We start from the raw sequence: 24,534 nt of genomic DNA on the forward strand, positions 1-24,534 counted from the left end.
ACAAACCAGCAAGTCAGCCAATCCGCTTGATTTCTCTAGAACGAAGCAGTTCGTCGCCAGCAGCGCCGCCGCCCTCGTTCAGTGAGCGGACTTATAAACCCACCCCATGAAACAAGTCAACACACCAATTTTCAAAAATACAAAAAATCACACAAGCAATTGATTAAGCTACTGTATCTCCATTTCGTAGCACAAATTAACAAAATCCTGCCACGCCAAATCCGACCCCGAAGCAGACCATAACAAGACCCCCCGCAAGACGCCCAAAACCACGGCAAAACCCAGGCGAGACAAGCCTTCAACACCACCAGAAACACCGCCTCACAGCCCCGAATCCAGATCCGTCGACGGGCTGAAACGTGCGACAAACGCATGTGCCCAATTGAATGCTGATGTCCGCCATATGGGAAGTCTTTGGGCTTTGTTCGAAAAGCATTGGGATCAATGTGGGGAGTTCTCGGCCTTTGAATGACCACGTGCAGTTATACGATGTCGGTTCCGCCACGGGATACAAACTTAGAACGCAATTGAAATTACCGTCACGCTTAGCCGGAAAGGCTTATGGGAGACGGTACAAGGCTGAGCGCCACAGCTTTTCTATTAGACCTGCCCGTCATTATCGACGGCGAAGGCCATTTTGACGCTCTTAGTTGGAGCCGCACTAGCCAGAGACTTATAAATTTTATTTCCCCGATCCATAGCTGTCGAACAGCGTTTGGGTTCGTCACCGGCAGCTTCCCGGTCGCTGACATTGGTTATGCGGGCGACAGAAACATCGTCACATTACCGTACAACCGAAATCAGGGTAACGCTCTTATTATAGTGGAAGCGAAGCGGGCATATCTGTTCTGGATCTTGGCGCTCGAATGAAACACTCATTTCTGTGAGATGGCCCGTATCCTCAGAAGGATGTGGTTAAGCCTCAACAGGGCTTGCAAGGCGTCTGGCGTTGCCACTATGGCAACGCGTCGTTGCTTTTCGCCATACTTCCAATCGAATTGACTGGGGTCATAATTCGGTCATGCGGGCGACAAGAGCAAGGACGGCGCCGCATCGACCAGAGGGACAACAATCTATGACTAATACATCCGCAGGCGGATGGTGGCTGCACGCAGTTGTGCTGGCTATCGTCATCGTCGCTGAATTCATCGGCATTCAAAGACTGTCAATCGGCGTTGGCACTGTTGTCTTCTTGCCGATCCTTTACGCGTTCGCCCTGGGCATCGCGCTCAATCCCCATATTCTTAAAAAGACGGCTGCGCTCATTCCACCTGCAGCCGTGAAACTCTCTGGCACGATGATCACCATTTCGATCATGCCATTCATCGCCAAGTTTGGCACCACGGTTGGCCCGCAGATCGACAAGATCATTGAAGCAGGTCCTGCACTGGTGATCCAGGAACTCGGCAACCTCGGCACGATCGTCGTCGCCTTCCCGATTGCCGTCTTCCTTCTGAAGATGGGCCGTGAATCGATCGGTGCGACCTACTCCATCGACCGTGAACCGAACCTCGCCGTGATCTCGGACCGTTATGGCCTGAACAGCCCTGAAGGCGCCGGCGCGATGGGCGTTTACGCAACGGGAACGCTGATCGGCACTTTCGTGTTCGCAATCATGCCACCTCTCATCCATTCTCTGGGATGGTTCGACTACCGTGCGCTCGCCATGTCCTGTGGCGTCGGTTCTGGCAGCATGCTTGCCGCGTGCACCGGTAGCCTTGTCTCGGTTCTGCCTGACAACAAAGACATCATCCTGGCACTCGCAGCCGCCAGCAACATTCTGACCTATGCAACCGGTCTTTATGTTGGTCTCTTCGTTGCGCTTCCGCTGACGGAATGGCTCTACAGGAAAGCCCGTCCAAACGACCCTGCAAACTGGGCAGCCAAAGGAGAGAGCAAATGAGCATGAATTCCGCGCAGACCTCCTCCGTCGAGGACCAGATCCCCTCCCACGGTGAAGACGAACGCAAGGTCAACGTTATCAGGTATTCCGGCCTGCTTCTGATCGCCTGCGCAATCGGGCTTGTCGCGAACTGGGTTGGAACAGGCACCAACCCGCTTGTCGCCCTCCCCGGCATGGCGATCCTCTACCTTGTTTCTGTCGCAGGTCTGGTCCTGGCCCGCTACATGCCCTTCTATCTTCCGGGCGTTGCCTGGACATCGCTGCTGGCCATCGTTGTGACATTGCCTTTCGTACCGGGTTCGGCCTGGACACTCGAAAAGGTCAATGCTCTCAACTTCCTTGCACTCGCAACCCCTGCGCTTGCCTATGGCGGGCTGGCACTGACCAAGGGCGAGTTCGATATCGCCAAAAAGTCGGGCTGGAAGATCGTGATTGTCGCGATTTGCGTCATGTTCGGAACCTATATCGGTTCCGTCGTCATTGCAGATCTTTCACTCCGCATCGCGGGTCAGTAAAACTATCAACCGGCCGCATATCACATGCGGCCGGTTTTTATTTGAAAGGGAATGCAGGTGCAGAATTTTCTTCAACACTCCGATATCGAAGAAGCCGTCAACTGGCGTCATCATTTGCACCGCAACCCTGAACTCGGGTTTGAAGAAACCGAAACGTCCGCCTTCATTGCTGCGCGTCTCGCAGAATGGGGCTATTCGGTTAAAACCGGCTACGGAAAAACTGGCCTTGTTGGCAGCCTGACCCGCGGTAGCTCGTCTAAAGCAATCGGCATTCGCGCCGATATCGACGCCCTGCCGATTTCGGAGAAAAGCGGCGTTGACTACGCGTCACGCTCACCAGGAAAAATGCACGCCTGCGGCCACGATGGCCATGTTGCAATGGCACTTGCGGCGGCAAAATCGCTCACGTCTCAATCATTCGATGGAACTGTTCATTTCGTTTTCCAGCCAGCCGAAGAAAACGAGGGCGGCGGACGGGCCATGGTCGAGGACGGTCTCTTCCGTGATTTTGCCATGGACGGCATCTACGCCATGCACAACTGGCCAGCACTGGACCTCGGGCAGTGCGTTGCACGCAACGACCAGATGATGGCCGCATTCGGTACTTTTGAGATCAAGGTAAAGGGTCGAGGGGCTCATGGAGCCATGCCGCACGAGGGAGCAGACCCGATCGTTGCCGCTTCCCAGATTGTTTCCGCTCTACAGACCATCGCCAGCCGTAATGTCTCCCCTCTGCAGTGCGCCGTCGTCTCGGCGACCCAGGTTCACGGTGGTGATGCCTGGAATGTCATCCCCGAAGAGGTCGTGATCCGGGGCACAACACGCTGGTTCGATGAACAGGTTGGCGCGAAAATCGAGGCGCGTCTTGCAACACTTGCAGGCTCCATTTCAGCGGCATTCGATTGCCAAGCCGACGTGGACTATATGTACCGTTATCCCGCCACGATCAATGACCCAACCTGTGCGGCAATCATCCGAGATGTTGCGCCCCATGTGGCTGGTGTGACTGTGGTCGAGGCCGACCCGAGCATGGCAGCGGAAGACTTCTCCTTCATGCTGCGGGAAAAGCGCGGGTGCTATTTCTGGCTTGGCGCGAAGAAAAGCGGCCAAAATCCCGGCCTTCATTCCGCCTATTTCGACTTCAACGACGCTCTCCTGCCGATTGGTGCCAACATGTGGGTCTCGCTGGTCCAGAACCAGTTAAAGACGGCGTGATCGGGATCAAGGCTGAGATTCCAGTCGATTGACAGGATCTCGCGACCGACGAAATATGCCCTGATGGAGACGCTTGACGCCAAAGCCCTGCGAATGTTTACCGCCGTCGTTCGTACGGGTTCGATCCGTAGCGCGGCCGAGCATCTGCATGTGGCGGCATCCGTTGTCTCTCGTCAGATTGCCGAGACCGAAAAAAACGTCGGCCTGCCGCTCTTTGAGCGAAGCAGTCGTGGTGTAGGGCTCACCGACGCCGGCAGGCTGGTGCTTGAGCACGCACAGCGTGTCATCGAGGACAGCAATCTTCTCTCCGAACAGCTCGACCAGCTGCGTAGCGTCCAGCAGGCCCGTATCCGCATATGCTGTGGTGAGGGCTTTCTGGGCGACATGATCGAACATGGCCTCAAAAGTTTCGTGAATATCTACCCAACGGTTGCGTACTCCCTGACACTCGGCAGTACAGATGATGTGCTCGATACTGTTGCGAATGGCGATACCGATATCGGCATCGCCTATAATCCGGTAATCGACACACGCATCCGGTCTCTGGCGATTTCCCGCCAACCGCTTTGCCTGGTGGCACCCAATGGACATGCCCTGCTCGAGCGAAAAACTGTGCTGCTGCGGGATTGTCTGGCAGAATGTCGCTACGCTCTTCTCAGCAAGGGACATGGTGTCACGCAATTGGTTGGCCGCGTTGCAGCAGACTGCGGGGTCGCCGTTGCTCCTTTGGTGGAAACGCCCTCAATCGACGTCCTGCGTCGCTTCGTTATGGCTGGCCTTGGCGTTACCTTCCTGCCGCACTTTGCCGTAACGACTGAACTCACTCGCTCCGCACTCGGTGTTGTCGAACTGAGTGACCCGCTTTTGTCACAGGCGAGCGCCCATCTTCTGGTCAAATCCCGTCGCCGACTGCCTGCCTCGGTCGAGCGCCTTGCAAGCCATCTTGCCGTTGAGATGGCCGCCTTCAAGCTCTGAATAGAGCGTTGCTCCACTCGCAACGCGTCGTTCCCGACACCTAGACTATCGGTACCGGGACGAAGATGAGAACGTTCGCCATCACCAAACCAGCAGAGCGCATTGCTCTCTAAAAGGGAACGTTCAATGTCGACAGACGAAAAGGTTACAGTCGGGGTCATCGGACTTGGCAGCATGGGGCTTGGCATGGCTCAAACGCTTGCGTCCAGGGGCTTCCGCACACTTGGCTTCGATCTCAGTGCAGAGCGCCGCAACCTTGCCTCCAAGTCGAACATCGAGCCTCTCGATACGATTGCAGCAGCTTTCGAAGCCAGCGATTTCCTTGTCTTTTCATTGCCGACGGCAAAAGACGTGGCTGATGTCGTCAATCAACACGTCGACATCCTGGAGAAGCGAAAGAGCGCTCATGTCATCATCATCGACACGTCGACGTCCGAGCCAGATGTCAGCCGTGAACTCGCCGACCGCCTCGTTGCTCTCGGACATGGTTTCCTCGATGCTCCGGTCAGCGGTGGCCCGGCAGGCGCGGCGTCCGGCAAGCTTACCATGATGCTTGGCGGAAGCGAGGAAGACGTGGCTTTTGCGCGCCCCGTCATCGAGGCACTGGCTGCCAAGGCTTTGCATGTCGGCGCAAGTGGTGCAGGCAACGTTGCAAAACTGGTCAACAACCTTTTGGCAGCCGCGCATATGGTCACCACCAGCGAAGCACTGAAACTCGCACTTGCTGGCGGTATTGACCCGGAGGCTGCATTGCGTGTCCTCAATGCCGCATCCGGTCGTTCGATGATCAGCGAAGTTCATTTCCCGACCTGGGTCATGTCAGACCGTTTCGATAGCGGGTTCTCCATGGGCCTGATGCGCAAGGATGTCCGTCTCGCCAGTGAATTGGCACAGCGCACGGGCGCTGAACTTCCAATGGCCGACCTAGTGGCCAAGCTCTGGGCCGGCTCCACCGAGCTCAAGGACGGCGACGACTTCACCCGCATGGGTGCTTTCAAACCAGCTTCGCACTAAAGGACTGCAGATTATGAGCAAGAACGAAATCATCCTCGATCAGGGTCCGCGTGTTCGTGAGCTTCTCAAAGGCTTTTTCAGCACCGAGGAAATCGGTAGCCTCGTCAATGGCGAGATTGTTTTTGGAGGAGGCGAAACACTCACCCTCACAGATCCCTCCTCGGGTAAAGCCTTCGCAACCTTCAAGGATGCCGATCATTCCGTTATCGATGCGGCCATGGATGCCGCCGCCATAGCACAGCGCGCATGGATGAAGATCACCGCTTCGGCTCGCGGCCGCATCATGTTCGAAATCGGCCGCCAGATCCGCGACAACGCCGCCGCGATTGCCGAAATCGAGAGCCGTTCAGCCGGCCGCCCCATCCGCGATATCCGCGGTGAGGTGGTCAAGGTCGCGGAAATGTTCGAATATTACGCCGGATGGTGCGACAAGCTTCACGGTGATGTCATTCCCGTCCCAACTTCGCATCTCAACTATACCCGCAACGAGCCGATCGGCGTTGTGGTGCAGATAACACCATGGAATGCACCTCTTTTCACCGGCGGATGGCAGATCGCGCCAGCACTTTGCGCAGGCAACGGCGTTGTCATAAAACCGTCTGAACTCACACCCCTCAGCACACTGATCCTTGGTCTGCTCTGCGAACGCGCTGGTGCGCCACGCGGGCTTGTCAACGTGATCGCCGGCCAGGGAACCACTGCGGGCCAGGCTGCCATCATGCATCCGAAAACCGGCCTTGTGGTGTTTGTCGGTTCTGCCCATGCCGGATCGCTGATCGCAGCAACGGCGGCAAGAAGTGTAGTTCCCTGCATTCTCGAACTCGGCGGCAAATCAGCAAACATCGTCTTCGACGATGCGGATATCGAGCGCGCCATTCTTGGCGCCCAATCAGCAATCTTCGGTGGCGCCGGCCAGAGTTGCGTTGCCGGTTCGCGTCTCCTCGTTCATCGCTCAATCCACCAGAAATTCGTGGAACGCTATGCCTTTGCCGCTAACAAGATCCCGGTCGGCAATCCTTTTGAGGACACAACGCAGGTAGGCCCGATCAACAATCTTCGCCAGTGGACCAAGATCACCGAGATGGTACAGCAGGGCGTTAGCGAAGGCGCAACGCTCGCCGCAGGCGGCGGTCGGCCTGAGGCGCTGGAAGGAACTGGCGGCTTCTACTTCTCCCCGACCATTCTTGACAACGTCTCTCCGACAGCCACGCTTTCCAAGGAAGAGGTATTTGGGCCTGTTGTCGGCGTTACGCCGTTCGACACGGAAGAGGAAGCGATTGCGCTTGCCAACGACAATCCTTACGGTCTTGCCGGGGCCGTCTGGACGCAGAATGTTGCACGCGCCCATCGTGTGGCGTCACAGGTACGGGCCGGAACTTTCTGGATCAACGGGTACAAGACCATCAGCGTCATGTCGCCGTTCGGCGGCTTCGGAAAGAGCGGATATGGCCGCTCGAGCGGCAAGGATGCACTGATGGCCTATACCCAGACAAAAAGCATCTGGGTTGAGACCGCAGCAGAACCCGCCGTCGCATTTGGTTACGTCGGCTGATGTTATCCGGGGGGCCGGTGCAAGCCGGCCCCTTTCTTTACAGGGAATCAGAAATGCCAGGGTAATTGGCGGCATAGATTTCCTGAAACTGCGTCCATCAATCTCGAACGGTCCGCTTTGCGCGGCACATTGAGGCCCCTTGTAGGAAGGCAGGCTCGTTCCCGAGCCAGAGGGTCGTATGTCGCTTAGAAGCAGGGAAAGGCCGTTGGCGCACACCTTCGCGAAGGCGTACGCTACGCACTGCGACTATGTTTCCATGGAGAGCAGACGATCATCATCCAACTGATTCATCGCTGCCTCCTTTTCCAGCTTTGCATGCGTTTCGGATAACCGGTCAGAGATCAACCATGTCGGCGACTTCGACCGGCAGGCCCGTCTGGAAAGAGCGGTTTGCAGCAAGGCCGGTCAGGATCGACATGGCACCGTCACGAAAATCTGCGGCGAAGGCACTGCCCGAGTTCGAGCCGCCAAAAATATCTGCGAGCATGCGCCTGTCGCCGCCGCCGTGACCGCCCTCCTCCATCAGCACCGGTACGACACGCGGTTCGCCATGCAGCGGGAAATGATAGAGCTGGATCCCCTTTGCCTCGCCTTCATTTTCTGAAGAGCCGCCAGCATTAATGTAGGAGGTTTCGCGAACCATGAGCTCGATTCGTCCTTTCGAGCCGTTGAAGGCGACGTTGAATCCTTCCCAGGGCGCATAGGTGTTGAGCGAATAGGTCATTACCGCACGGTTCCTGTAGCGCACCATGACCTGCATCGTGTCTTCGATGCTGATGCCGTCGCCAAAGACGTTCTGGTCACGCTGATAACCGTCCTCATGTTCGGCATCCCAATAGAGCGCTTTCTGGACCGGGCTTTCGGTCAGGTCGATGGCAAAGGGATCGGCCTTCGCGGCCGCAACCTTGGTGGTGCGGGTATAGGGCGTGAACAGGCCGCGCTCCTCGGCATTGGCGCGGCCATAGAAGCGCAGATCGCCCATACCGAAGACCGTCTGCGGTTGGCTTTGCAGCCAGAAATTGACGAGATCGAAATGGTGGGTGGACTTGTGGACCATAAGGCCGCCGCTGTTGCGCTTGTCACGATGCCAGCGACGAAAATAGTCGGCTCCGTGCTTGGTATCGAGCAACCACTCGAAATGCACGGAATACACGTCACCGATGCCGCCTGAAGCGATGAGCTCGTGGACCGCCGCATTATGCGGGGCATAACGGTAATTGAACGTGACGCGGACTGAGCGACCCGTCCGCTTTGCCGTATCGATGATCTGCTGGCATTTGACCACATCCGTCGTCATCGGCTTCTCGGTGATTACGTCGCGGCCAGCCTCCAATGCTGCGACAATGTAGATGTGGTGGGTACGGTCGATCGAGGTGACGATCACGACGTCGGCACCCGTCTCATCAAGCATGCGGCCAAAATCCTCGGCCTTGTAGGTCGGCAACTGGCTGAGGCCGAATTCCTCAATCAGAACCTTGTTGGTGTAATCCATGCGGGTCTGGTTGGTATCGCAGAGCGCTGCCAGTTCACTATTCTCACTGTAATCGCGAGCAATGGCTTCGTAAAACATGCGGGCACGCGCGCCTGTGCCAACCAGCACGTACTTTTTCTTGGCCATGGACTATCTCCTCTTCCTTTCACGCCAAACCGTTCCGATTGATGATGCCGGTCCGGCGCATCCATGTGTTTCTGATATCTCTTGAGAAGGACGCTTCGCCTTACTGTGGCCAGCGCAACCTTCGGCATCGAATAGCTGGCAATCTCCGAGTGCAGCTCGATCATTTGACCGTCAGGACTACTGGCCTGAGGGCGGCATTGATCTCGCTGAAATGCCGGAAACACGTGCAGAATTGCGATGTCACCGAGATATCCGGCAGGCTCGACACGTTACTCACCGATCACCGGTCCCGCCCGTTACTGCTACTGACATGCATCCGAGGATGCTACGGGCCAGCTTCCCCGGTGAAAATCCGGTTGGCTGCATTGTTTTTCGATGTCGCCGACTCCTCCCCGAGTGCGCTTTCTTGGCAAAGACTAACTGTCACAAGACATATGGACAAATAGAATATTTCCGCCCAATCATAGAATTTCTTTATGAAGACGGGAGGCGAATATGGACAAGGCACTGGAGCAATTCGCGGCAGTTGCCGAAGCCGGATCATTTATGGCGGCAGCCGAAATACTGCACATCTCCCAACCGGCGCTGAGCTACAACATCAAGCGGCTGGAAACGTCATTGGGTGTGGAGCTCTTTCACCGCTCGGTGCGCGGCGTCCAGCTGACGCCCTATGGGGAAACGCTCTACAACAGCACTATCTTTATGAAGCGTCTTCACACGAATGCCCTTAACACGATTGCCCGGCAGAAAGCGGAGCTGGAAGAAGGCATCAGCATAGGCACGGGTTATTCGACCTGGATCCTGCTTTTGAAGGATTTTGTGATCGAACACTTCAAAATGCACCCGGCAGCGCCGATCAATGTCAGCATCGGCAACACGATGCGCTGCATGGACCAATTGGTCGCTGGCGATATTTCCCTGTTCATGGGGCATCGGATCGATCAGTTGAAAGCAGGGCTCGCGGTTGACTTCATTCCCCTGGGGCGAGCGACCGACGGGTATTTCGTCCGCGACGGGCACCCACTTCTTGAACGAACCCATTCGATAGACGAGATACGCGGCTATCCAACGACAATGGCGAATCCGATGGAAGCCCGACAAAAACGCCTCGTCTCAGGATCGGGTAAGCGGGATATCGATGGCATTGGTCATGCGTTCGCATGCAACTCGATGGACGCATGCATCGACTTCGCGCTCAATACAAACTCGGTGCTGATACACAGCGATGTGCTAAGAGACTACTTTGTAGAGAAAGGCCTGCGAGAGGTGAAGATCGTCCCATCAGGGGCCGGTCGCCGCGCTTTGATGGGATTTTACGTTTTACCGGAGGGCCGATCCAAGCCCAAGATCAAGGAAATCATCCAGTTGATATCAGCCCGAGCCGAGGCTGCAGGACTGTTTCCATCGACAGTTTGAATACACCTTGCTTTTCTCCGGTCGCTCGCGGCCATGGAAATCTTCCCAATTTTTTCATTGGTTATCTGGCACTCGCTCAGAGAAGGATCCGACCCCGAGACTGGCGAGAAGTCTGTTACGGAGGCTCGCAAAAATGGGGTCGGCATGGTCGCGTGGCGACTTCAGGTCGATTGGGACATCTTCTATGAAGCGGCCATTGTCGAGCACAAGCACTCTGTCAGCCAGTGAGATTGCCTCATCGACGTCGTGCGTTACCAATAACACCGCAGGTCGATGCCGAAAACAAAGCTCTCGCAACAACTCGTGCATTTTTAAACGGGTAAGGGCATCCAGAGCGCCGAACGGTTCGTCTGCAAGAAGAAGCTCAGGTTGCCTAACAAGCGAACGAGCCAGCGCCACGCGCTGCTGTTCACCACCAGATAGCTCGATAGGCCAAGCGGAATCACGACCTTCCAGCCCGACTTCCACGAGCGCCTGCTTGCCAGTCAGGCGTTCATTTTTCGGCAGCCCAAGCGTAACATTTTGAATGACGGTTTGCCATGGAAGCAGGCGCGCGTCTTGAAATACCACCGAAACATTGTCGGGCGTCAGCAACGTACCCGATCCCTCAGTTCCGTAGTCCAACCCCGCGAGAGCCCGCAGAAATGTACTTTTTCCTGAACCACTACGCCCGAGCATGGCAACAAACTCGCCTTGCCGGATATCGAGGTCGACGTTGTCGAGCACTTTCTTTTGACCAAAACTTCGGCTGACATTGCGTATATGGACAGCAGTTTCATCGGTATTCAATGTGCCAAGGTGCGACGCCATGAGAGCAATCTCCTTTCAAGAAGGCGAACAAGACTGTCGGACACCAGACCCAGAAGTGCATAAATGACGATGCCAACCAGAATGACGTCGGTCTGACCATATGTGCGAGCAAGGTCGATCATGTAACCCAGCCCGCTTGTGGCGTTGATCTGCTCGACCACAACAAGTGAAACCCAGCACAATGTCACGGCAAATCGTAGCCCCAACAAGAAACCGGGCAACGCTCCCGGTAGCACAACCTGAAAAATGAAGTCTCGCTGGCTCATCTTGAGTGTTTCCGCGAGTTCAACATATCGGCTGTCGATACTGCGCAGCGCGTTATGCGTGTGTATGTAAACCGGGACAATCACTGCCAGGATGATTGTGGTAATTTTCATCTCCTCACCGATTCCGAACCACAGGATCAGCAAAGGGATCAGCGCCATGGTTGGCACAGCGCGTTTGATCTGAACGGGGCCATCAATGAGGGCTTCACCGATACGCGATAGTCCAGAGACAACTGCGAGTACAGTACCGACTATCAATCCGATACTGAGGCCTATCAGCGCTCTATATGACGATGTTATCAGGTTATCTTGCAGACGCCCCTGTTCGATCAGCCTGACAAACGCACCGACCACTGTCCATGGAGCAGACAGAATCCTCGGGTCTATCAGTCCAAGGGCCGAACCCGCAGCCCAAATCAAAATCAGCAAGAGAGGCCCAATGTGTAAGCCGAAGGGGATTTCGGCACCAGGTCCAAGGCGCTGCCTCACGCCGTTTTGTAATCGTATGCGACCGTTTTTAGACGCCTTTTGTGAAAGGGCGCCTGGGCGCTCGTTGTCCACTTCCCATGTTGTCGCCATGTTCATTGTTCCTTCGCCATATGCAGTGGATGAGGGATTCACTGCCCTTGGGCTAGAGCGGATACACCGAGCTTTTCGAACCGATTGTCGAATATTGCCTCCACGTCGAATGGCTTGTAGCCAAGTTGGTCAGCCAGCAGGTTGATTGTTGCTTGGTGGCGCTCCTTAACATCCCGCCAGTCGCCGGAAACCACCTGTTCCCCTGTCAACTCGATAAGGTACTTGCCGTCTTCCTCGCTCAGTCCCTCCTTGCCGACGTAATACTCTTTAAGCCATCGCTCGGGATTTCGGTTAACCCAGTCGTTAGCTTTCGCCCAGAGACCGACAAACTCAGCCAGCGCTGCGGCCTTGGCTGGATCGTCCAGCACCCACTGTGGTGCGTAGAGGTGGCCGGGATCGTCTCGCAATCCATGTTCAACCAGAGAGGCACCGTCTGAACCATACTGCGAAATGTAGCGTCGGATGTTCACGCCGCCAATCGGTGCGATATCGACCTGTTTGCTTGCAAGCGCTTTGGGATAGACATCGGCAGTGCTAGGTAGTTCAACGAGCGTGACATCATCTTTTGTAAGGCCAACGCTTTGCAAGGCTCTCAGCACCAGTGTGCCCTGCGCTTGCCCAGGACTGAAGGCGATACGCTTGCCCCGGAAATCGGCAAGACCCTTTACTTCAACCCCTGGAGCCACGCCGAAACGGTAAATTGGATTTGCGATCGGGTCGCGTCGCTCTTTGTAGGCGATATTGCGTACCGGCAAATTGTTCCAGTTTGCAAATATGGACGGGATTTCGGCGACTGACCCAACATCGAGGGCGCGGGCGCGAAACGCCTCCGATGTTTGTGGACCACCGCTGATATTTGCCCATCTCACCTCGAAGCTTAACTCCTTGTCGAGACCCGACAGTTCGAGCGCTTTTTGGGTAACTGGGTCACCAATCGTCAGTACCGTCCCCTCTGGAACCGCGGTTGCAAGGGGAGTATCGCTGGCGGAATTCGCAATACCGGATTGAATGCTTACTGCACAAAAAACTTTCACGGCGAGTTTTGTTAGACGTGTTAATTGCATGTCGTGCTTTCCCCGTTGATATTGGTGCAACTACGTTGGAAAGCTCATGCTCATATATTGTATATAAAATTTATAGACTATTAGATCTAAGATTGGCCTCGAGAATAAAAAATTCTTCCGTCGACATGGACCGAAGCATCCGGCTCGTCCGCCAACCAACCTGCAACGAGCGGATAAATCGATCACAAAGGCCACGCAGACGCCGCGAAGCCAACCGAGCCGCATTTGATGATGCGAACCGACAGCTGGCCCTTTGACTGTTGATCCTTCGAAATCTAGTTTTTGCGGACGACCGGTACCACTGTTTGCGAGGCTTGGGAGCGAAAGCAAGGACGGATAAACTGGCTAACACGCCAGGTAATCGCACGGGGCGAAGTCCTCGCTCAATGCAAGATGGAAGACGATGATCGACCTTAGAGATGCTAATTATTTTGTCACGGTTGCCGAAGCGGGGAGTCTCGCGCTTGCCGCAGAAAAACTTGGACGCACGCAGCCTGCTTTGACCAAATGCATACAGAGGCTGGAGGACGACCTGCGGATTGAGTTGTTTCGTCACGAGGGACGGCAACTCGTCCTGACAGAGGCGGGCCATGTATTCCTAACACGTATGCGCAGTCTTCTCGGTTTTGCGACCGAAGTCCGACGCGAGATGTCGGATCTCGGAACCGGCGTCGCTGGTTCGATAAAAATAGGCAGCGCAGCCACGACGGCGGAATATATGCTGCCGCATTTGACAGCTCAGTTAATCAACCAAGCACCCGCAGTGACTTTGGAGCTGACAGTGGGCATGAATGACGTACTCATGCGTGCGCTCATTGAAAAGTCCATCGACCTTGTCTTCGGGCCACTAACACGGTCTACAAGCGAGAGCGAACGGTTCGAATCTTTTTCGCTAACCAGTGATGACGTTGTCGCTGTTGCCAGTAACGATCACCCCATTTTCGATCATCCGCTAACACCTGAGACCCTGGCTGCATATAAATGGGTACTCGCAGGGCCGGGAGTTGCCACGCGTCAGTGGCTGGAGAGTACGTTCCGGTCGCTTGGATTGAACGAACTTCAAGTGCAGATGGAAACCAGTTCCATCTTTCTTCTGCCGAGACTGATTTCAGAGACAAAACTGCTTAGCTTCATCTCCAGACGTAATCTGGCCCCCGGCGCCGTAGGCGAGCATCTGCGTGAAATCCCGCTGGAGGCAACAACGATGCGCCGCGAGTTCGGTATCATCCGCTTGCGTGAGGCCTATTTCACGCCGGCAGCCAGATTGCTGGTGCGGATTGCAGAAGAGAGCAGAGCACAGTTCGAAAACCGCCCTCTGCCGGGTACGGAGAGTTCCTTCTGAGTAACCGTGCCTGACGACAGCCATCCGCAGTCAGGCATCGGACCGGCCCTATCGGTGAAAGGGGATGACACCGATAACGATGGACACGCCCAACATGATGAGTGACGCGGCAACCGACCAACCAATGGTGAACTTCTGGGTCTCACCGTAGTTGAGGTCCAGACGACTGACCAGCAGGTAGGTGGAGGCAACCAGTGGACTGAGGATATGCACCGGTTGGCCGACCAGGGAGGCACGTGCCATTTCCGCTGCGGTGATCCCGTAATGTCCTGCGGCTTCGGCAAGAATGGGCAGCATTCCGAAGTAGAACACGTCATTGGAGACGAGCCACGTGACCGGAATACTCAGTAGCGCCGTGATGACGGCCATGTAGGGACCAACCTGTTCCGGGATGATCCCCACGATCGATTGGGCAAGGGCACTGGCCATGCCGGTTTCATTGAGTATCCCGATGAAGACGCTGGCCGAAAACAACATGGCAGCGACTGAAAGGATAGCCGGTGCGTGATTGGCGAGCACATGCTGTTGAGCCGAGTATTGCGGGAAATTGACAGCCATAGCGATGGCCGCGCCGATCATGAAGAGGTAGGAAAGCGGCAGGAGTTCCAGCACCAGCGAGGTCATCAGCGCAATGGTGAGTGCCCAGTTGAAATATAGCTTCCAGCCAGGCACGCCCCGGGCTTCGAGCAACTGGGCAGAGTTGAATTCGATTATACCAACCCGCTTACGTTCGCGAACACCGAAAATCCACGCCATCACGAATGCCCAGGCGACACAGGCAAGCAGCGGAATGATGAGCGGAGTGAAAACATCGCCCATTTCGACCTTCATGGATGCGGCCGCACGCGCAGTCGGGCCACCCCAGGGAAGGAGATTGCCCACCCCCGTGCACTGCAAGAGAAGACAGGCCACCATTGGCAACGACAGACCAAGCCTGCGATACAGCGGCATGAATGCGCCAAGCGTGATCATGTAGACCGTTGCGCCATCTCCATCGAGAGCGACAAGGTAACCGAGAGCCACCGTACCGATGAAAATCTTGACAGGATCACCGCCAACCGCGCTGACGATCCGTTTGACGATCGGGTCGAACAAGCCGGCGTCCGTCATCACCATGAAATATATCATCGCAAAAATCAGCAGCACGCCCGTCGGAGCAATCGTCCTGATACCCTTGACGACCATGTCGCCCATATCGGCACCGAAGCCGCCGATCAACGCAAAGACGGTCGGCACCAGAATAAGCACTGTCATGGCCGACATGCGGCCACTGATCAGCAGGTAAATGAAGCAAGCAAACATTGCGAAGCTGAGTGCAATGAGCACGATAAAATCCTCCTCCCACAGGCATGCAGCCCGCGAGTAATTTCGATTGAATTGCCTTTAAAGATGCAAGGCTAGAATTTTGCGGCCTGTCGGCCTCTGCCGCATGACGGCAGCGCCTCCCGTGACGTTACCCAGTCCCAACGCCCCACCGGCGACGCGCTGATCAGACCGGTAGACCTTTCGCTCGCAGAATGGCGTCGAAACGCTCAGGGTCCGAGGTACCCTTGACGTTGCTTTCGCGGATCTTTGCTTCTCGCTCAAGATGCGCGTGGGCCTTGGGCAGGAGGGCGGCAGCGTCTTCGGCTGGAATGGCGATCACACCGTCAAGATCACCCAAGACAAGATCGCCCGGCTGGACCACAAGCCCTCCGACGGAAACCGGAACATTGATCTCGCCCGGACCTTCCTTGCTCGGGCCGCGATGTGTATGCCCGCGGGCAAAAACCGGCATCTCGCCCTCAGCCCATTCTGCCAGGTCGCGAATGGCGCCATCAATGACGAAACCACCCAGCATCTTTGTCATTGCGGTTGTTCGGATCAACCCGCCGATGACCGCCTGCGTAAGATCGCCTCCGCCGTCGATCACGATGACGTCGCCAGCCTGCGCCATCATCATCGCCTTGTGGACCATGAGATTATCACCGGGCCTGACACGCACGGTCACGGCCTGACCAAAAAGAATCTTGGCGCCGTGATAGGATTTCAAACCCATCGAGCCGATCGACCGCCCCATGCAGTCTCCTGCGACCGCAACCGGAACTCTGCCGAACTCTTCAAGAAGATCTTTCGGCAGATCGGCGTGTCGCGGATTGATGTGATAGCCGGCAGGCCAGACGACAGCCGTCTTGGTTTCACCGCTCATGGAAATACTCCTTTATGGATGGCATCGTTTTGGGGATTGACGCAGGCCGATATCGGCGGGGGCTCTCCCTTTAGAAAACCGAGAACATTTTCCGCCGCGCTCTTTGCCATTTCTGCAAGTGCGGCCAGCGTCGAGCCGCCCACATGCGGCGTGAGAACCACATTTGCGAGCCTCAGCAATTCATTGTCGGGCAAGATCGGTTCGTCAGCCGTGGTGTCGAGCCCTGCTGCGAAAAGCCGTCCCCCCTTCAGCGCCGAGATCAGAGCTGCCTCATCGACAACTTCACCGCGGGCAGTGTTGATGAGAATTGCCTGATTGGGCAGTTTTGCAAACGCGTCGGCATCGATCAGGCCGCGGGTATGTGCGTTCAGCGGAACATGCAGGCTCAACACGTCGCTGACCGGCAACAGTTCATCGACCGATCCCACCATGGAGATGCCGTCCATCGGCGCGACGCGCCCGTAGCCGGGATCATACGCTGCGACGTTCATGCCGAGCGCGAGGCACGCTTTGGCAAGGCGCTGACCGATCTGACCGCAGCCGACCAGACCAAGCGTGCGACCGCTCAGCTCCAGACCATCCTGGGCGCGGGACCAGCGTCCGTCTTTGATTTCTGCATCCATCCAAGCGATCTTGCGGGCACAAGCGAGCATCAGGCCGAGTGCCATTTCAGCAACCGACTGCGCATTGGCCCCAGGCGTGACAAAGACCGGGATGTTGCGGGCCGTGGCGGCTGCAACATCAATGTTGCTGACGCCGACCCCGTGTTTTGAAATGACTTTGAGACTCGGGCAGCTTGCTATTGCCCTTGCTGAAAGGGTGACAGTGCGAGAGATAACCGCATCGATCTGGTTGGCGGCCATAATATGGTCGACCGCTGCTTCATCGCCGCCCGCGTCCAGATAGATCAGTCTGCACCCGGCGGCCTCCAGCACAGAGACACCTTTGGGATGGAAGGCTGATGCAGTTATGAAAATCGTGTAGGCCAAGATATCTCCTCCATAGTGCCGAGGTCGCCAAGGAGGTGCAATATCTGCCCGTCGACGCCATCTACCGTTCAATGAAAGGAGCCTGCAATCGATCTGCGGTCGATGTTGCAGAAATAGGATTTGCCCGGCTCCTCCACACGGTCATTCGACTTTATGGACCGAGAACATCAAATCAATTTCATTATTTTCATTTTCATATTCCTGCGGGGAATATTTTCCGCACTCCAGCCGCGAAGATGGCCGGCGGCGGGCCAATCACCTTAATTTGGCAGGATGTGTATCCGGTGATCGGCAGTTGTCACCAGACCCAGCGGCATCAGTCGTAGCGTCTGCCATCGGTTCAGCGGGATCATGCACAGTCATGGCATCCAGGCGCACCTTCGGCGCAGCATTGGCAACGGAAGCCCCAGACAAAAGAAGTTTGCTGTCCTGTGTATTTTATTCGATTTCCGCCGTCGCCTGAATGATACGATCGACGAGTACTTGGCTTGCCGTGGGAATGTACCCACCCTTGCGCATGAAAATTCCGAAATGGCGTTCCAGGGTCATTTCCGGGATAGGCAGTTCAACCAGATTTTCACCACCGTTTGTCCGAGTGAGGTTCTGCCGTGATGTGAAGCTGAGCAGATGGGTACGCGCGATCAGCTTCGGCATCAGCGGCAACGAACTGATCTCCACCTGCACGCGTGGGGGCGGTAGTGAGAGCCGTTCAAAAGCGCGTTCGAGCCAGACGCGCATTCCGACGCTCGATTGTGGCAGTATCCATTTGAACTCGTTCAAATCCTCCAGCGCAACCGGCCGTCCCGCCAGCGGATGATCGCGGCTGGCGACTATAACCACATGATCCTTCATGATCGGCAGACAGTCGAATTCATCGCTTTCGTAGACGGGACTGATGACCACATCGAGTTCATCTCGCCGCAGGTTATCCAGCAGTAAGTCTGTCATGCCTACGGTGAGCTTCAGCGTAACATCCGGGCTCGACCGCGTCAGGTTCTGAAGGATTTCCGGCATCAGAAATTCGGTGATGGTTGCAACGACGCCCAGCCGTGCATGTCCGCGCGATCCATTGACGTAATCATGGATCTCGCGCTGCGTTTCATCGATCGACTGGATGATGTGCTTTGCCCGGCGAATGAGTACATTGCCGACCGGCGTCGGGACGATAAGGCGCCCCTTGCGCTGAAACAGTTTCGTCTCGGCCTCTTCCTCCATGCGCATGATGCATTTGGTCAGCGCAGGCTGGGTGACGTTCATCCGTTCGGAAGCGAGCCGCAGATTGCCACACTCGCTGATGGCAACAAGGTACCGAAGATCGCGTTCATTCATCTAATATATTCCTATCGGTTATCGGATTTGGAATATTATCCATTGGACGTCATCGATTTCTTGGCGATATCGTGACTGCATTGAGATTTCAAGCATCACGCCAACGCCTGTCGGCGCATCATGCTCCCAAAGGCCCCTGCTGAGGAGAGCAGGCCCAGCTGCTTGAAGTTTTTGCAAAGTGCAGACTTGGTTGGGAGGACCATATGAACGCGTTCAGGAAGTTTCTCATTTCGACGGCCATCGCCGTCTCGGCCACGGTCGGCCAGATGGCTCCGGCGACTGCAGCAGAAATCCGCGTCGCCGGTGGCGTCGGGATCCTGTTTGCACCGATTCACGTGATGAAGCAGGGCCAGCTTGTCGAAAAACATGCCAGGCAGATGGGGCAGGATCTTTCCCTGCAGATGCTGAGCTTCCCAAGCGGCAGTGCAGTGACCGACGCGCTTCTGTCGGGAAATGTCGATATCGTTGCCGCAGGTGTCTCAAATGCGGTGCTGCTCTGGTCGCGCACCCGCGGCGACGTCAAGAGTATCGCAGCAGTCAGTGGCACGAAAAGTGTGCTCGTCACCAAGGATCCAGCCGTCAGGACCCTTAAGGATTTCAAGGAAACAAGCCGTATTTCGGTAACGTCCCTAAAGGTCTCCAACCAGGCGATCTATCTCCAGATGGCTCTGGACAAGGAATTCGGCGACGCCAAGAAATTCGATCCCATGATGGTTCAGCTGGGTTTTGCCGATGGCGTACAGTCGATGATGAACCCAAAAGGGCCAACCGACGCGATGTTCGCAGGTCCGCCCTATTACCAGCAGCTGCTCGAACAACCCAACATGCATGCGGTCCTGACGACTCTCGATGTTGCCGGGCCGACGACTAACCTGCTGGCATTCAGCACCACCGCGTATCACGATGAAAACCCCGAAGCGATCAAGGTCTTTCTCGCAGCTCTCAACGAGGCGCAGGACATGATCAACAAGGAGCCGAAGAAGGCAGCCGAGCTATATCTCGCGTCGACAAAGGAAAAGTTCACGGTCGATCAGCTGGCCGGTATGTTCGCGGAAGAGGGAAATATCTTCCAGTCGCTACCGCTCGGCGTGCAGCAAACCGCCTCCTTCATGGCCAAGATCGGCCTCATCAAGACCGCCCCTGAAAGCTGGCGGGAATTCTTTTTCCCCGATCTGCAGTCCGCACCACAGGCGGAACACGCGAACTGACCATTACAACAGGGAGGAAACCGCGATGAACGTCAATCTGCCGTCGTCCGGAAACCAAATTCGGAAAATCACGAAAGCGGAACCGATTCTCGATATTTCCGATGTCACACTGCAATATACCGCCGGCCATCTTTCTATCCTCGCGACACATAAGGTCAGCGCCCAGGTTTTCAGCGCCGACCGCTTCGTCCTGCTTGGCCCTTCCGGCTGCGGCAAATCTACGCTCCTGAAGGCGATAGGAGGCTTCCACAAGCCAAGCGAAGGCGAGATCCGTCTTCACGGCAAAAAAGTCGTCGGCCCCGGACCTGACCGGATGATGGTGTTCCAGGAGTTTGACCAGCTCTTGCCGTGGAAGACCGTCGTCCAGAACGTCATGTTTCCGTTGGTCGAGTCCGGTAAGCTGAAGAGCCGCAAGGAGGCAGAACAACGCGCGCGCCACTATCTCGACAAGGTCAACCTGACCAAGTTCGCGGATAATTATCCTCACATGCTGTCAGGCGGCATGAAGCAGCGTGTGGCGATTGCCCGCGGAATGGCGATGGAACCCGACATCCTGCTGATGGACGAACCGTTTGCAGCCCTTGATGCCCTCACCCGCGTCAAGATGCAGGACGAATTGCTGGAGCTTTGGGACGATACCCACTTCACCGTCCTTTTTGTCACACACTCGATCGCCGAGGCCATCAAGATCGGCAACCGCATCCTTCTTCTTTCGCCCCATCCCGGCCAGGTGAAGGCGGAACTGAACGGTCTTTCCCGCGACGACGCCACTGGAGCCAAGGGCAGCGCACTGGAACGGGACATTCACGACATGCTGTTTGCCGAGAAGGCAAGCCAGGAGGTTCAACATCATGGCTGACGTCAGCGCATCACCGCTTCACAACTACCGCCCCGAGATCCGCCGCGAGCCGGCAGGTGCCGAAGCCTTCGGCATGGTCGAGCGCAAGCTAACCATCTGGGAAAAGATCTACGGCTCGGGACCTGCGCGCAAATTCTTCATTCTCGCGCTTCTTGCCATTGCATGGGAAATCTACGGGCGCGCTGTCGATAATCCGCTATTGTTTCCGACCTTTTCGGAGACGGTTTCAGCACTCGTTGCCGGTATTGGGTCGGGTGAACTCCTGCAACGGATCTGGGCCTCGTTGCAAGTTCTGCTGACAGGATATGTCATCGGCATATTCGCGGCCGCGGCACTGACGATGGTGGCAATCAGCACCCGCATCGGCGAGGATCTTATGGTGACGCTGACGGCCATGTTCAGCCCGCTGCCAGCGATCGCGCTGCTACCGCTCGCGCTGATCTGGTTCGGCCTCGGATCGGCAAGTCTCGTCTTCGTGCTGGTCCACTCGGTTCTGTGGGCGGTGGCGCTAAACACGTTCTCCGGCTTTCAGTCGACCTCCCGCACTCTACGGATGGTTGGTCGCAACTACGGGCTCAAGGGCTGGCGCTTTGTCAGCCGCATCCTGATCCCTGCGGCACTGCCCAGCATCGTCACAGGGCTGAAGATTGGTTGGGCCTTTGCATGGCGCACGCTCATTGCCGCCGAGATGGTCTTCGGCGTCTCTTCAGGCCAGGGCGGGCTCGGCTGGTTCATCTTTCAAAGCAAGAACATGCTGGACATCCCATCGGTATTCGCCGGCCTGCTGAGCGTCATCCTGATCGGCTTGTTCGTCGAAGGCGTCCTTTTCAAACTGCTCGAAGACCGCACCGTCCGCCGCTGGGCGATGCAGAACTGACGCCTGCGTTCGCGGGCCCAAAACTCTGGAGGATTAAATGAACACCAACGTTGCGACTAAGGACATCGGCATAGACAGGACCGATCTCGTCGAGACCATTGCCGACTATTTCCGCTCCGAACACTGGCGCAAGGTGATCGAGGTTCTAAGCATAACGCAGGAGCCGATCTACCATGCCCACGCCTATATCGAGACGCAAATCCACCCGCTCAGCCTGGAGGCCATAGTAAAGGGCTATTTCAACAAGATCGGCCGGCCGGTGCATCGTAAGATCGAGATATTCACCTCCGGGCAGGTGGCTGATTCCGGTTCCATCCACGGGATCGAACCGCATGGCATGCCGCATTTCGACCTGTTGTGGAAATATTCGAAGACGGCCCTGATCGAGCCTGCAAAGCGCGATCACAATGTCGAATACTGGGGTCAAAACTATATGGACCAGTTCTACAAGAAATTTCCGTTCAAGACCAAATTGACGGCACAGGAACAGGCCGAACTGGACGGTTATTTCGAGACGGCCGCATTCACAAAATACTGTGAACTGAACGAACATCCGGACGTCGTGCATATCCACGCCAATGTCGAAACCTCAGCACATCCCGATCTCATCCGCGCCGCGGCGCTGAAGGCGATGGTCAAGCGGGGCTGGGAGATCGAGGAAGCGGTTCCTGTCGCCTTCCAGATGCGCGGCCAGATGCACGGCAAGATCGTCTTCATCGGCAACACGCCCGAAAAGATCTTTGACATCGCTTGGGCCTTCAACCCCGCCGTCACGCTCATCCCGAGCACCCGTTACTGGCTGACGACGGAAAATCCGACCTACGACGCCCGCACCATGCATGAATTGCCGCAGCTGCTGAAGCGCGATCCCTATCGCCAACTCTCCCTCGTGGAGATTGAAGCTGTCGTCGCGGCTATCTGACACACGTTTCCAAGGAAAAGACCATGACCTCTTCCCATTTTTCATCCGCCACCGGCCAGGGCGGTCGGGTAATTGCGGCACGCATTCATCCGGATCGCGACGTGCTGCAGTCGATCGAGGAAATCTGCCTCGCGCACAGCATTTTTTGCGGTCAGATCACGACGACGATCGGCAGCCTCAAGCGCGTCGCCTTGCATTACGTCAGCCGCGTGGAACCGGATCCGACACTCGGATACACGACCCAGCTGATCATGGAAGGGCCTTTCAGCCTGCTGACCGGCCAGGGACTGGTATCTCCGAGCGAAGAGCCCGGGCGCCTGAACATTCACTATCACGCAGTGATCAGTGGCGAAAACGACGTGGTCTATGGTGGCCATATCGAGCCGGGAACCATTACGCTGACCACGCTTGATCTCTTCATCAGCGAGGTTCAGGGCGTCGACATCATCCGTGGCCGAGATCCCCAGACCGGCGTCATCGTCACCACCATCCAGGCTGCGGCCGCTTGAAAGGCATATCCATGAAAGTCTTCATCACCCAGCCTCTGGAGCATGAGGCCGTCGCAATGCTCGAGAATGCCGGTATCGAGGTCGTCTGCAGCGGCGTCAGCCGTCCGCTGACACGCGAGGAGTTTCTTGCCGGTATCCAGGATGCGGACGGCGTGATCTTCGTCTGGCATACCGAAGAACTCGACAAGGAGGCATTCGATCATGCGCCCAAATTGAAGATAGCGGCACGGCGCGGCGTCGGTTACGACAACATCGATATTGAGGAAGCGGCGCGGCGCGGTGTCGAAGTTACCGTCACACCCGTACACACCCACACGATCGCCGATCTGACCTTCGGTCTAATGATCAATGCCGCACGCAAGCTGCACCATGCCGATGCCTTTGTGCGTGGCGGCCATTGGACGGAGGCCGGCACATGGGTTGCACAGCGTTTCATGGGCTTCGACGTCTCCTACAAAACGATCGGCATCATCGGCTTCGGCAAGATCGGCAAGCATATGGCGAAACGCGCGCGTGGTTTCGACATGGAGGTGCTCTATAGTGACGTCATCCGCCAACCCGAGGCGGAGAAGGAGTTGGGTGCCACTTTCGTCTCGCTCGACGAACTTTATGCGCGCGCCGATTTCATCTCGGTCAATTGTGCGCTGACGGAAAAGACACGGCGAATGATTGATGCTGATGCGATCGCCAAAATGAAGGATACGGCAGTTATCGTGCTATCTGCACGTGGCGGAATTGTTGATGAAGAGGCACTCTATCAGGCGCTGTCGACCGGTAAACTCGGCGCTGCGGGCCTCGATGTGTATGAGGAGGAACCGGTTTCGCCGGAAAATCCACTCTTGAAACTCGAGAATACCGCCTTCTCACCACATCTGGGCACAAGCGTCATGGAAACGCGCATCCGCATGGCAACGACAGCCGCAGAGGACGTGATCCGCGTTCTGAACCGGCAGGAGCCGATTTACTCACTTATTAAGCGAGCCAGTTAGCTGTCGGGTGTCGGATAGTGTCAGCCGCGAGTAGGTCTCAGCTCGCGGCGATATTTGTAATAGGTCCGCCCCCGACACAGCCGCAACGGCAGTGCAGGCAGGACTTCCCGAGATGCACATGGGTATAACGAAGCCCGGCAACACCAGTTGCCCGCCGATCCTCTCCTCCTCGCGCCCCATCCCGGCGGCGATGCGACCATCGATGATGCCGATATCCTGCGGCGCGGCATGTCCCCTCATTTGCGCGTCGCGCCGCACGAGATCGAAGGATTCTTGAAATCACGTATTGCAACTTGAGGGGATAATTTGCGCAACAATTTTTGTATGCACTTCTGGCACCATGCGTAACACTTTTGAAGATTTTGATGCTTGAGACGACAGTGGACGGTCTGCAG

At 56.3% G+C, this 24,534-nt stretch carries 23 protein-coding genes; 15 read left to right on the forward strand and 8 right to left on the reverse strand.

Going from position 1 to position 24,534, the window contains the following annotated elements; translation table 11 throughout:
- Positions 1-561 precede the first annotated feature (561 nt).
- From HWX89_RS14055 to HWX89_RS14085, 7 genes are all read left to right on the forward strand, one after another.
- Entirely contained in the window at positions 562-870 is a 309-nt protein-coding gene (locus tag HWX89_RS14055) for a hypothetical protein (RefSeq protein ID WP_138791494.1), read from the forward strand.
- A gap of 205 nt (positions 871-1,075) precedes the next feature.
- Complete coding sequence (locus HWX89_RS14060; RefSeq protein ID WP_138791495.1) at positions 1,076-1,903, forward strand: DUF3100 domain-containing protein; 828 nt, start codon at positions 1,076-1,078, stop codon at positions 1,901-1,903.
- A complete protein-coding gene (locus tag HWX89_RS14065; RefSeq protein ID WP_138791496.1) occupies positions 1,900-2,418 on the forward strand; it encodes a hypothetical protein in 519 nt (172 codons plus the stop codon). Before HWX89_RS14060 ends, HWX89_RS14065 begins: the two co-directional genes overlap by 4 nt.
- A gap of 51 nt (positions 2,419-2,469) precedes the next feature.
- Positions 2,470-3,633 carry a M20 aminoacylase family protein gene (locus tag HWX89_RS14070; RefSeq protein WP_138791497.1) on the forward strand — a complete coding sequence of 388 codons (1,164 nt, stop codon included), beginning with the start codon at positions 2,470-2,472 and terminating at the stop codon, positions 3,631-3,633.
- A gap of 63 nt (positions 3,634-3,696) precedes the next feature.
- Positions 3,697-4,608 (forward strand): LysR family transcriptional regulator, encoded by a 912-nt coding sequence (locus tag HWX89_RS14075; RefSeq protein WP_138791498.1) that lies wholly within the window; start codon positions 3,697-3,699, stop codon positions 4,606-4,608.
- A 126-nt stretch (positions 4,609-4,734) separates the two neighbouring features.
- On the forward strand, positions 4,735-5,622 hold the full coding sequence (locus HWX89_RS14080) for an NAD(P)-dependent oxidoreductase (RefSeq protein WP_138791499.1): 888 nt from the start codon (positions 4,735-4,737) through the stop codon (positions 5,620-5,622).
- A 13-nt stretch (positions 5,623-5,635) separates the two neighbouring features.
- Entirely contained in the window at positions 5,636-7,174 is a 1,539-nt protein-coding gene (locus HWX89_RS14085; protein ID WP_138791500.1) for an aldehyde dehydrogenase family protein, read from the forward strand.
- Between the two features lie 334 nt (positions 7,175-7,508).
- On the opposite strand, the gene HWX89_RS14090 is transcribed toward HWX89_RS14085, so the two are convergent.
- Positions 7,509-8,792 carry a Gfo/Idh/MocA family oxidoreductase gene (locus tag HWX89_RS14090; protein ID WP_138791501.1) on the reverse strand — a complete coding sequence of 428 codons (1,284 nt, stop codon included), beginning with the start codon at positions 8,790-8,792 and terminating at the stop codon, positions 7,509-7,511.
- Positions 8,793-9,287: 495 nt separating this feature from the next.
- On the opposite strand from HWX89_RS14090, the gene HWX89_RS14095 reads away from it, so the two are divergent.
- Positions 9,288-10,208 (forward strand): LysR family transcriptional regulator, encoded by a 921-nt coding sequence (locus HWX89_RS14095; protein ID WP_138791502.1) that lies wholly within the window; start codon positions 9,288-9,290, stop codon positions 10,206-10,208.
- Between the two features lie 54 nt (positions 10,209-10,262).
- Here HWX89_RS14095 and HWX89_RS14100 read toward each other — a convergent pair whose 3' ends face one another.
- The 3 genes from HWX89_RS14100 to HWX89_RS14110 are packed head-to-tail and all read right to left on the reverse strand — an operon-like array spanning position 10,263 to position 12,927.
- On the reverse strand, positions 10,263-11,018 hold the full coding sequence (locus HWX89_RS14100) for an ABC transporter ATP-binding protein (RefSeq protein ID WP_138791503.1): 756 nt from the start codon (positions 11,016-11,018) through the stop codon (positions 10,263-10,265).
- Entirely contained in the window at positions 10,994-11,863 is an 870-nt protein-coding gene (locus HWX89_RS14105) for an ABC transporter permease (RefSeq protein WP_138791504.1), read from the reverse strand. The genes HWX89_RS14100 and HWX89_RS14105 overlap by 25 nt, the downstream gene beginning before the upstream one ends.
- A gap of 38 nt (positions 11,864-11,901) precedes the next feature.
- Positions 11,902-12,927, reverse strand: a complete 1,026-nt coding sequence (locus HWX89_RS14110; protein ID WP_138791505.1) for an ABC transporter substrate-binding protein — start codon at positions 12,925-12,927, stop codon at positions 11,902-11,904.
- A gap of 403 nt (positions 12,928-13,330) precedes the next feature.
- Here HWX89_RS14110 and HWX89_RS14115 point away from each other — a divergent pair, with 403 nt between their 5' ends.
- Positions 13,331-14,269, forward strand: coding sequence for a LysR family transcriptional regulator (locus tag HWX89_RS14115; RefSeq protein ID WP_138791506.1), 939 nt, complete (start codon positions 13,331-13,333; stop codon positions 14,267-14,269).
- 48 nt (positions 14,270-14,317) lie between these two features.
- On the opposite strand, the gene HWX89_RS14120 is transcribed toward HWX89_RS14115, so the two are convergent.
- The 4 genes from HWX89_RS14120 to HWX89_RS14135 all read right to left on the reverse strand — a co-directional run bounded on the left by HWX89_RS14120 (position 14,318) and on the right by HWX89_RS14135 (position 18,775).
- On the reverse strand, positions 14,318-15,595 hold the full coding sequence (locus HWX89_RS14120) for a CitMHS family transporter (protein WP_138791507.1): 1,278 nt from the start codon (positions 15,593-15,595) through the stop codon (positions 14,318-14,320).
- Positions 15,596-15,758: 163 nt separating this feature from the next.
- Entirely contained in the window at positions 15,759-16,457 is a 699-nt protein-coding gene (locus HWX89_RS14125; protein WP_138791508.1) for an RraA family protein, read from the reverse strand.
- The gene (locus tag HWX89_RS14130; RefSeq protein WP_138791509.1) at positions 16,454-17,446 is read right to left on the reverse strand and encodes a hydroxyacid dehydrogenase; all 993 of its coding nucleotides are present in this window, start codon (positions 17,444-17,446) and stop codon (positions 16,454-16,456) included. Before HWX89_RS14130 ends, HWX89_RS14125 begins: the two co-directional genes overlap by 4 nt.
- 438 nt (positions 17,447-17,884) lie before the next feature.
- Complete coding sequence (locus HWX89_RS14135) at positions 17,885-18,775, reverse strand: LysR family transcriptional regulator (RefSeq protein ID WP_138791510.1); 891 nt, start codon at positions 18,773-18,775, stop codon at positions 17,885-17,887.
- Positions 18,776-18,978: 203 nt separating this feature from the next.
- On the opposite strand from HWX89_RS14135, the gene HWX89_RS14140 reads away from it, so the two are divergent.
- The 6 genes from HWX89_RS14140 to HWX89_RS14165 all read left to right on the forward strand — a co-directional run bounded on the left by HWX89_RS14140 (position 18,979) and on the right by HWX89_RS14165 (position 24,139).
- Positions 18,979-19,983 carry an ABC transporter substrate-binding protein gene (locus HWX89_RS14140; protein ID WP_138791511.1) on the forward strand — a complete coding sequence of 335 codons (1,005 nt, stop codon included), beginning with the start codon at positions 18,979-18,981 and terminating at the stop codon, positions 19,981-19,983.
- 25 nt (positions 19,984-20,008) lie between these two features.
- Positions 20,009-20,842, forward strand: a complete 834-nt coding sequence (locus HWX89_RS14145) for an ABC transporter ATP-binding protein (RefSeq protein ID WP_138791512.1) — start codon at positions 20,009-20,011, stop codon at positions 20,840-20,842.
- Between the two features lie 73 nt (positions 20,843-20,915).
- Positions 20,916-21,719: an ABC transporter permease gene (locus HWX89_RS14150; RefSeq protein WP_246705179.1), complete on the forward strand. Its 804-nt coding sequence runs from the start codon at positions 20,916-20,918 to the stop codon at positions 21,717-21,719.
- Between the two features lie 37 nt (positions 21,720-21,756).
- A complete protein-coding gene (locus HWX89_RS14155; protein ID WP_138791514.1) occupies positions 21,757-22,641 on the forward strand; it encodes a hypothetical protein in 885 nt (294 codons plus the stop codon).
- Positions 22,642-22,664: 23 nt separating this feature from the next.
- On the forward strand, positions 22,665-23,150 hold the full coding sequence (locus HWX89_RS14160) for a PPC domain-containing DNA-binding protein (RefSeq protein ID WP_138791515.1): 486 nt from the start codon (positions 22,665-22,667) through the stop codon (positions 23,148-23,150).
- Positions 23,151-23,161: 11 nt separating this feature from the next.
- Positions 23,162-24,139, forward strand: a complete 978-nt coding sequence (locus HWX89_RS14165; RefSeq protein WP_138791516.1) for a 2-hydroxyacid dehydrogenase — start codon at positions 23,162-23,164, stop codon at positions 24,137-24,139.
- Positions 24,140-24,534: the final 395 nt, after the last annotated feature.

This window comes from Rhizobium sp. RM, assembly GCF_013390595.1.
In the GTDB taxonomy this organism is placed as follows: domain Bacteria; phylum Pseudomonadota; class Alphaproteobacteria; order Rhizobiales; family Rhizobiaceae; genus Agrobacterium.

What these genes read in the sequence shown, in the direction of transcription:
- HWX89_RS14055 (WP_138791494.1), top strand. Translation starts at nt 562, where the DNA reads ATGGGAGACGGTACAAGGCTGAGCGCCACAGCTTTTCTATTAGACCTG.
- HWX89_RS14060 (WP_138791495.1), top strand. Translation starts at nt 1,076, where the DNA reads ATGACTAATACATCCGCAGGCGGATGGTGGCTGCACGCAGTTGTGCTG.
- HWX89_RS14065 (WP_138791496.1), top strand. Translation starts at nt 1,900, where the DNA reads ATGAGCATGAATTCCGCGCAGACCTCCTCCGTCGAGGACCAGATCCCC.
- HWX89_RS14070 (WP_138791497.1), top strand. Translation starts at nt 2,470, where the DNA reads ATGCAGGTGCAGAATTTTCTTCAACACTCCGATATCGAAGAAGCCGTC.
- HWX89_RS14075 (WP_138791498.1), top strand. Translation starts at nt 3,697, where the DNA reads ATGGAGACGCTTGACGCCAAAGCCCTGCGAATGTTTACCGCCGTCGTT.
- HWX89_RS14080 (WP_138791499.1), top strand. Translation starts at nt 4,735, where the DNA reads ATGTCGACAGACGAAAAGGTTACAGTCGGGGTCATCGGACTTGGCAGC.
- HWX89_RS14085 (WP_138791500.1), top strand. Translation starts at nt 5,636, where the DNA reads ATGAGCAAGAACGAAATCATCCTCGATCAGGGTCCGCGTGTTCGTGAG.
- HWX89_RS14090 (WP_138791501.1), bottom strand. Translation starts at nt 8,792, where the DNA reads ATGGCCAAGAAAAAGTACGTGCTGGTTGGCACAGGCGCGCGTGCCCGC.
- HWX89_RS14095 (WP_138791502.1), top strand. Translation starts at nt 9,288, where the DNA reads ATGGACAAGGCACTGGAGCAATTCGCGGCAGTTGCCGAAGCCGGATCA.
- HWX89_RS14100 (WP_138791503.1), bottom strand. Translation starts at nt 11,018, where the DNA reads ATGGCGTCGCACCTTGGCACATTGAATACCGATGAAACTGCTGTCCAT.
- HWX89_RS14105 (WP_138791504.1), bottom strand. Translation starts at nt 11,863, where the DNA reads ATGGCGACAACATGGGAAGTGGACAACGAGCGCCCAGGCGCCCTTTCA.
- HWX89_RS14110 (WP_138791505.1), bottom strand. Translation starts at nt 12,927, where the DNA reads ATGCAATTAACACGTCTAACAAAACTCGCCGTGAAAGTTTTTTGTGCA.
- HWX89_RS14115 (WP_138791506.1), top strand. Translation starts at nt 13,331, where the DNA reads ATGATCGACCTTAGAGATGCTAATTATTTTGTCACGGTTGCCGAAGCG.
- HWX89_RS14125 (WP_138791508.1), bottom strand. Translation starts at nt 16,457, where the DNA reads ATGAGCGGTGAAACCAAGACGGCTGTCGTCTGGCCTGCCGGCTATCAC.
- HWX89_RS14135 (WP_138791510.1), bottom strand. Translation starts at nt 18,775, where the DNA reads ATGAATGAACGCGATCTTCGGTACCTTGTTGCCATCAGCGAGTGTGGC.
- HWX89_RS14140 (WP_138791511.1), top strand. Translation starts at nt 18,979, where the DNA reads ATGAACGCGTTCAGGAAGTTTCTCATTTCGACGGCCATCGCCGTCTCG.
- HWX89_RS14145 (WP_138791512.1), top strand. Translation starts at nt 20,009, where the DNA reads ATGAACGTCAATCTGCCGTCGTCCGGAAACCAAATTCGGAAAATCACG.
- HWX89_RS14150 (WP_246705179.1), top strand. Translation starts at nt 20,916, where the DNA reads ATGGTCGAGCGCAAGCTAACCATCTGGGAAAAGATCTACGGCTCGGGA.
- HWX89_RS14155 (WP_138791514.1), top strand. Translation starts at nt 21,757, where the DNA reads ATGAACACCAACGTTGCGACTAAGGACATCGGCATAGACAGGACCGAT.
- HWX89_RS14160 (WP_138791515.1), top strand. Translation starts at nt 22,665, where the DNA reads ATGACCTCTTCCCATTTTTCATCCGCCACCGGCCAGGGCGGTCGGGTA.
- HWX89_RS14165 (WP_138791516.1), top strand. Translation starts at nt 23,162, where the DNA reads ATGAAAGTCTTCATCACCCAGCCTCTGGAGCATGAGGCCGTCGCAATG.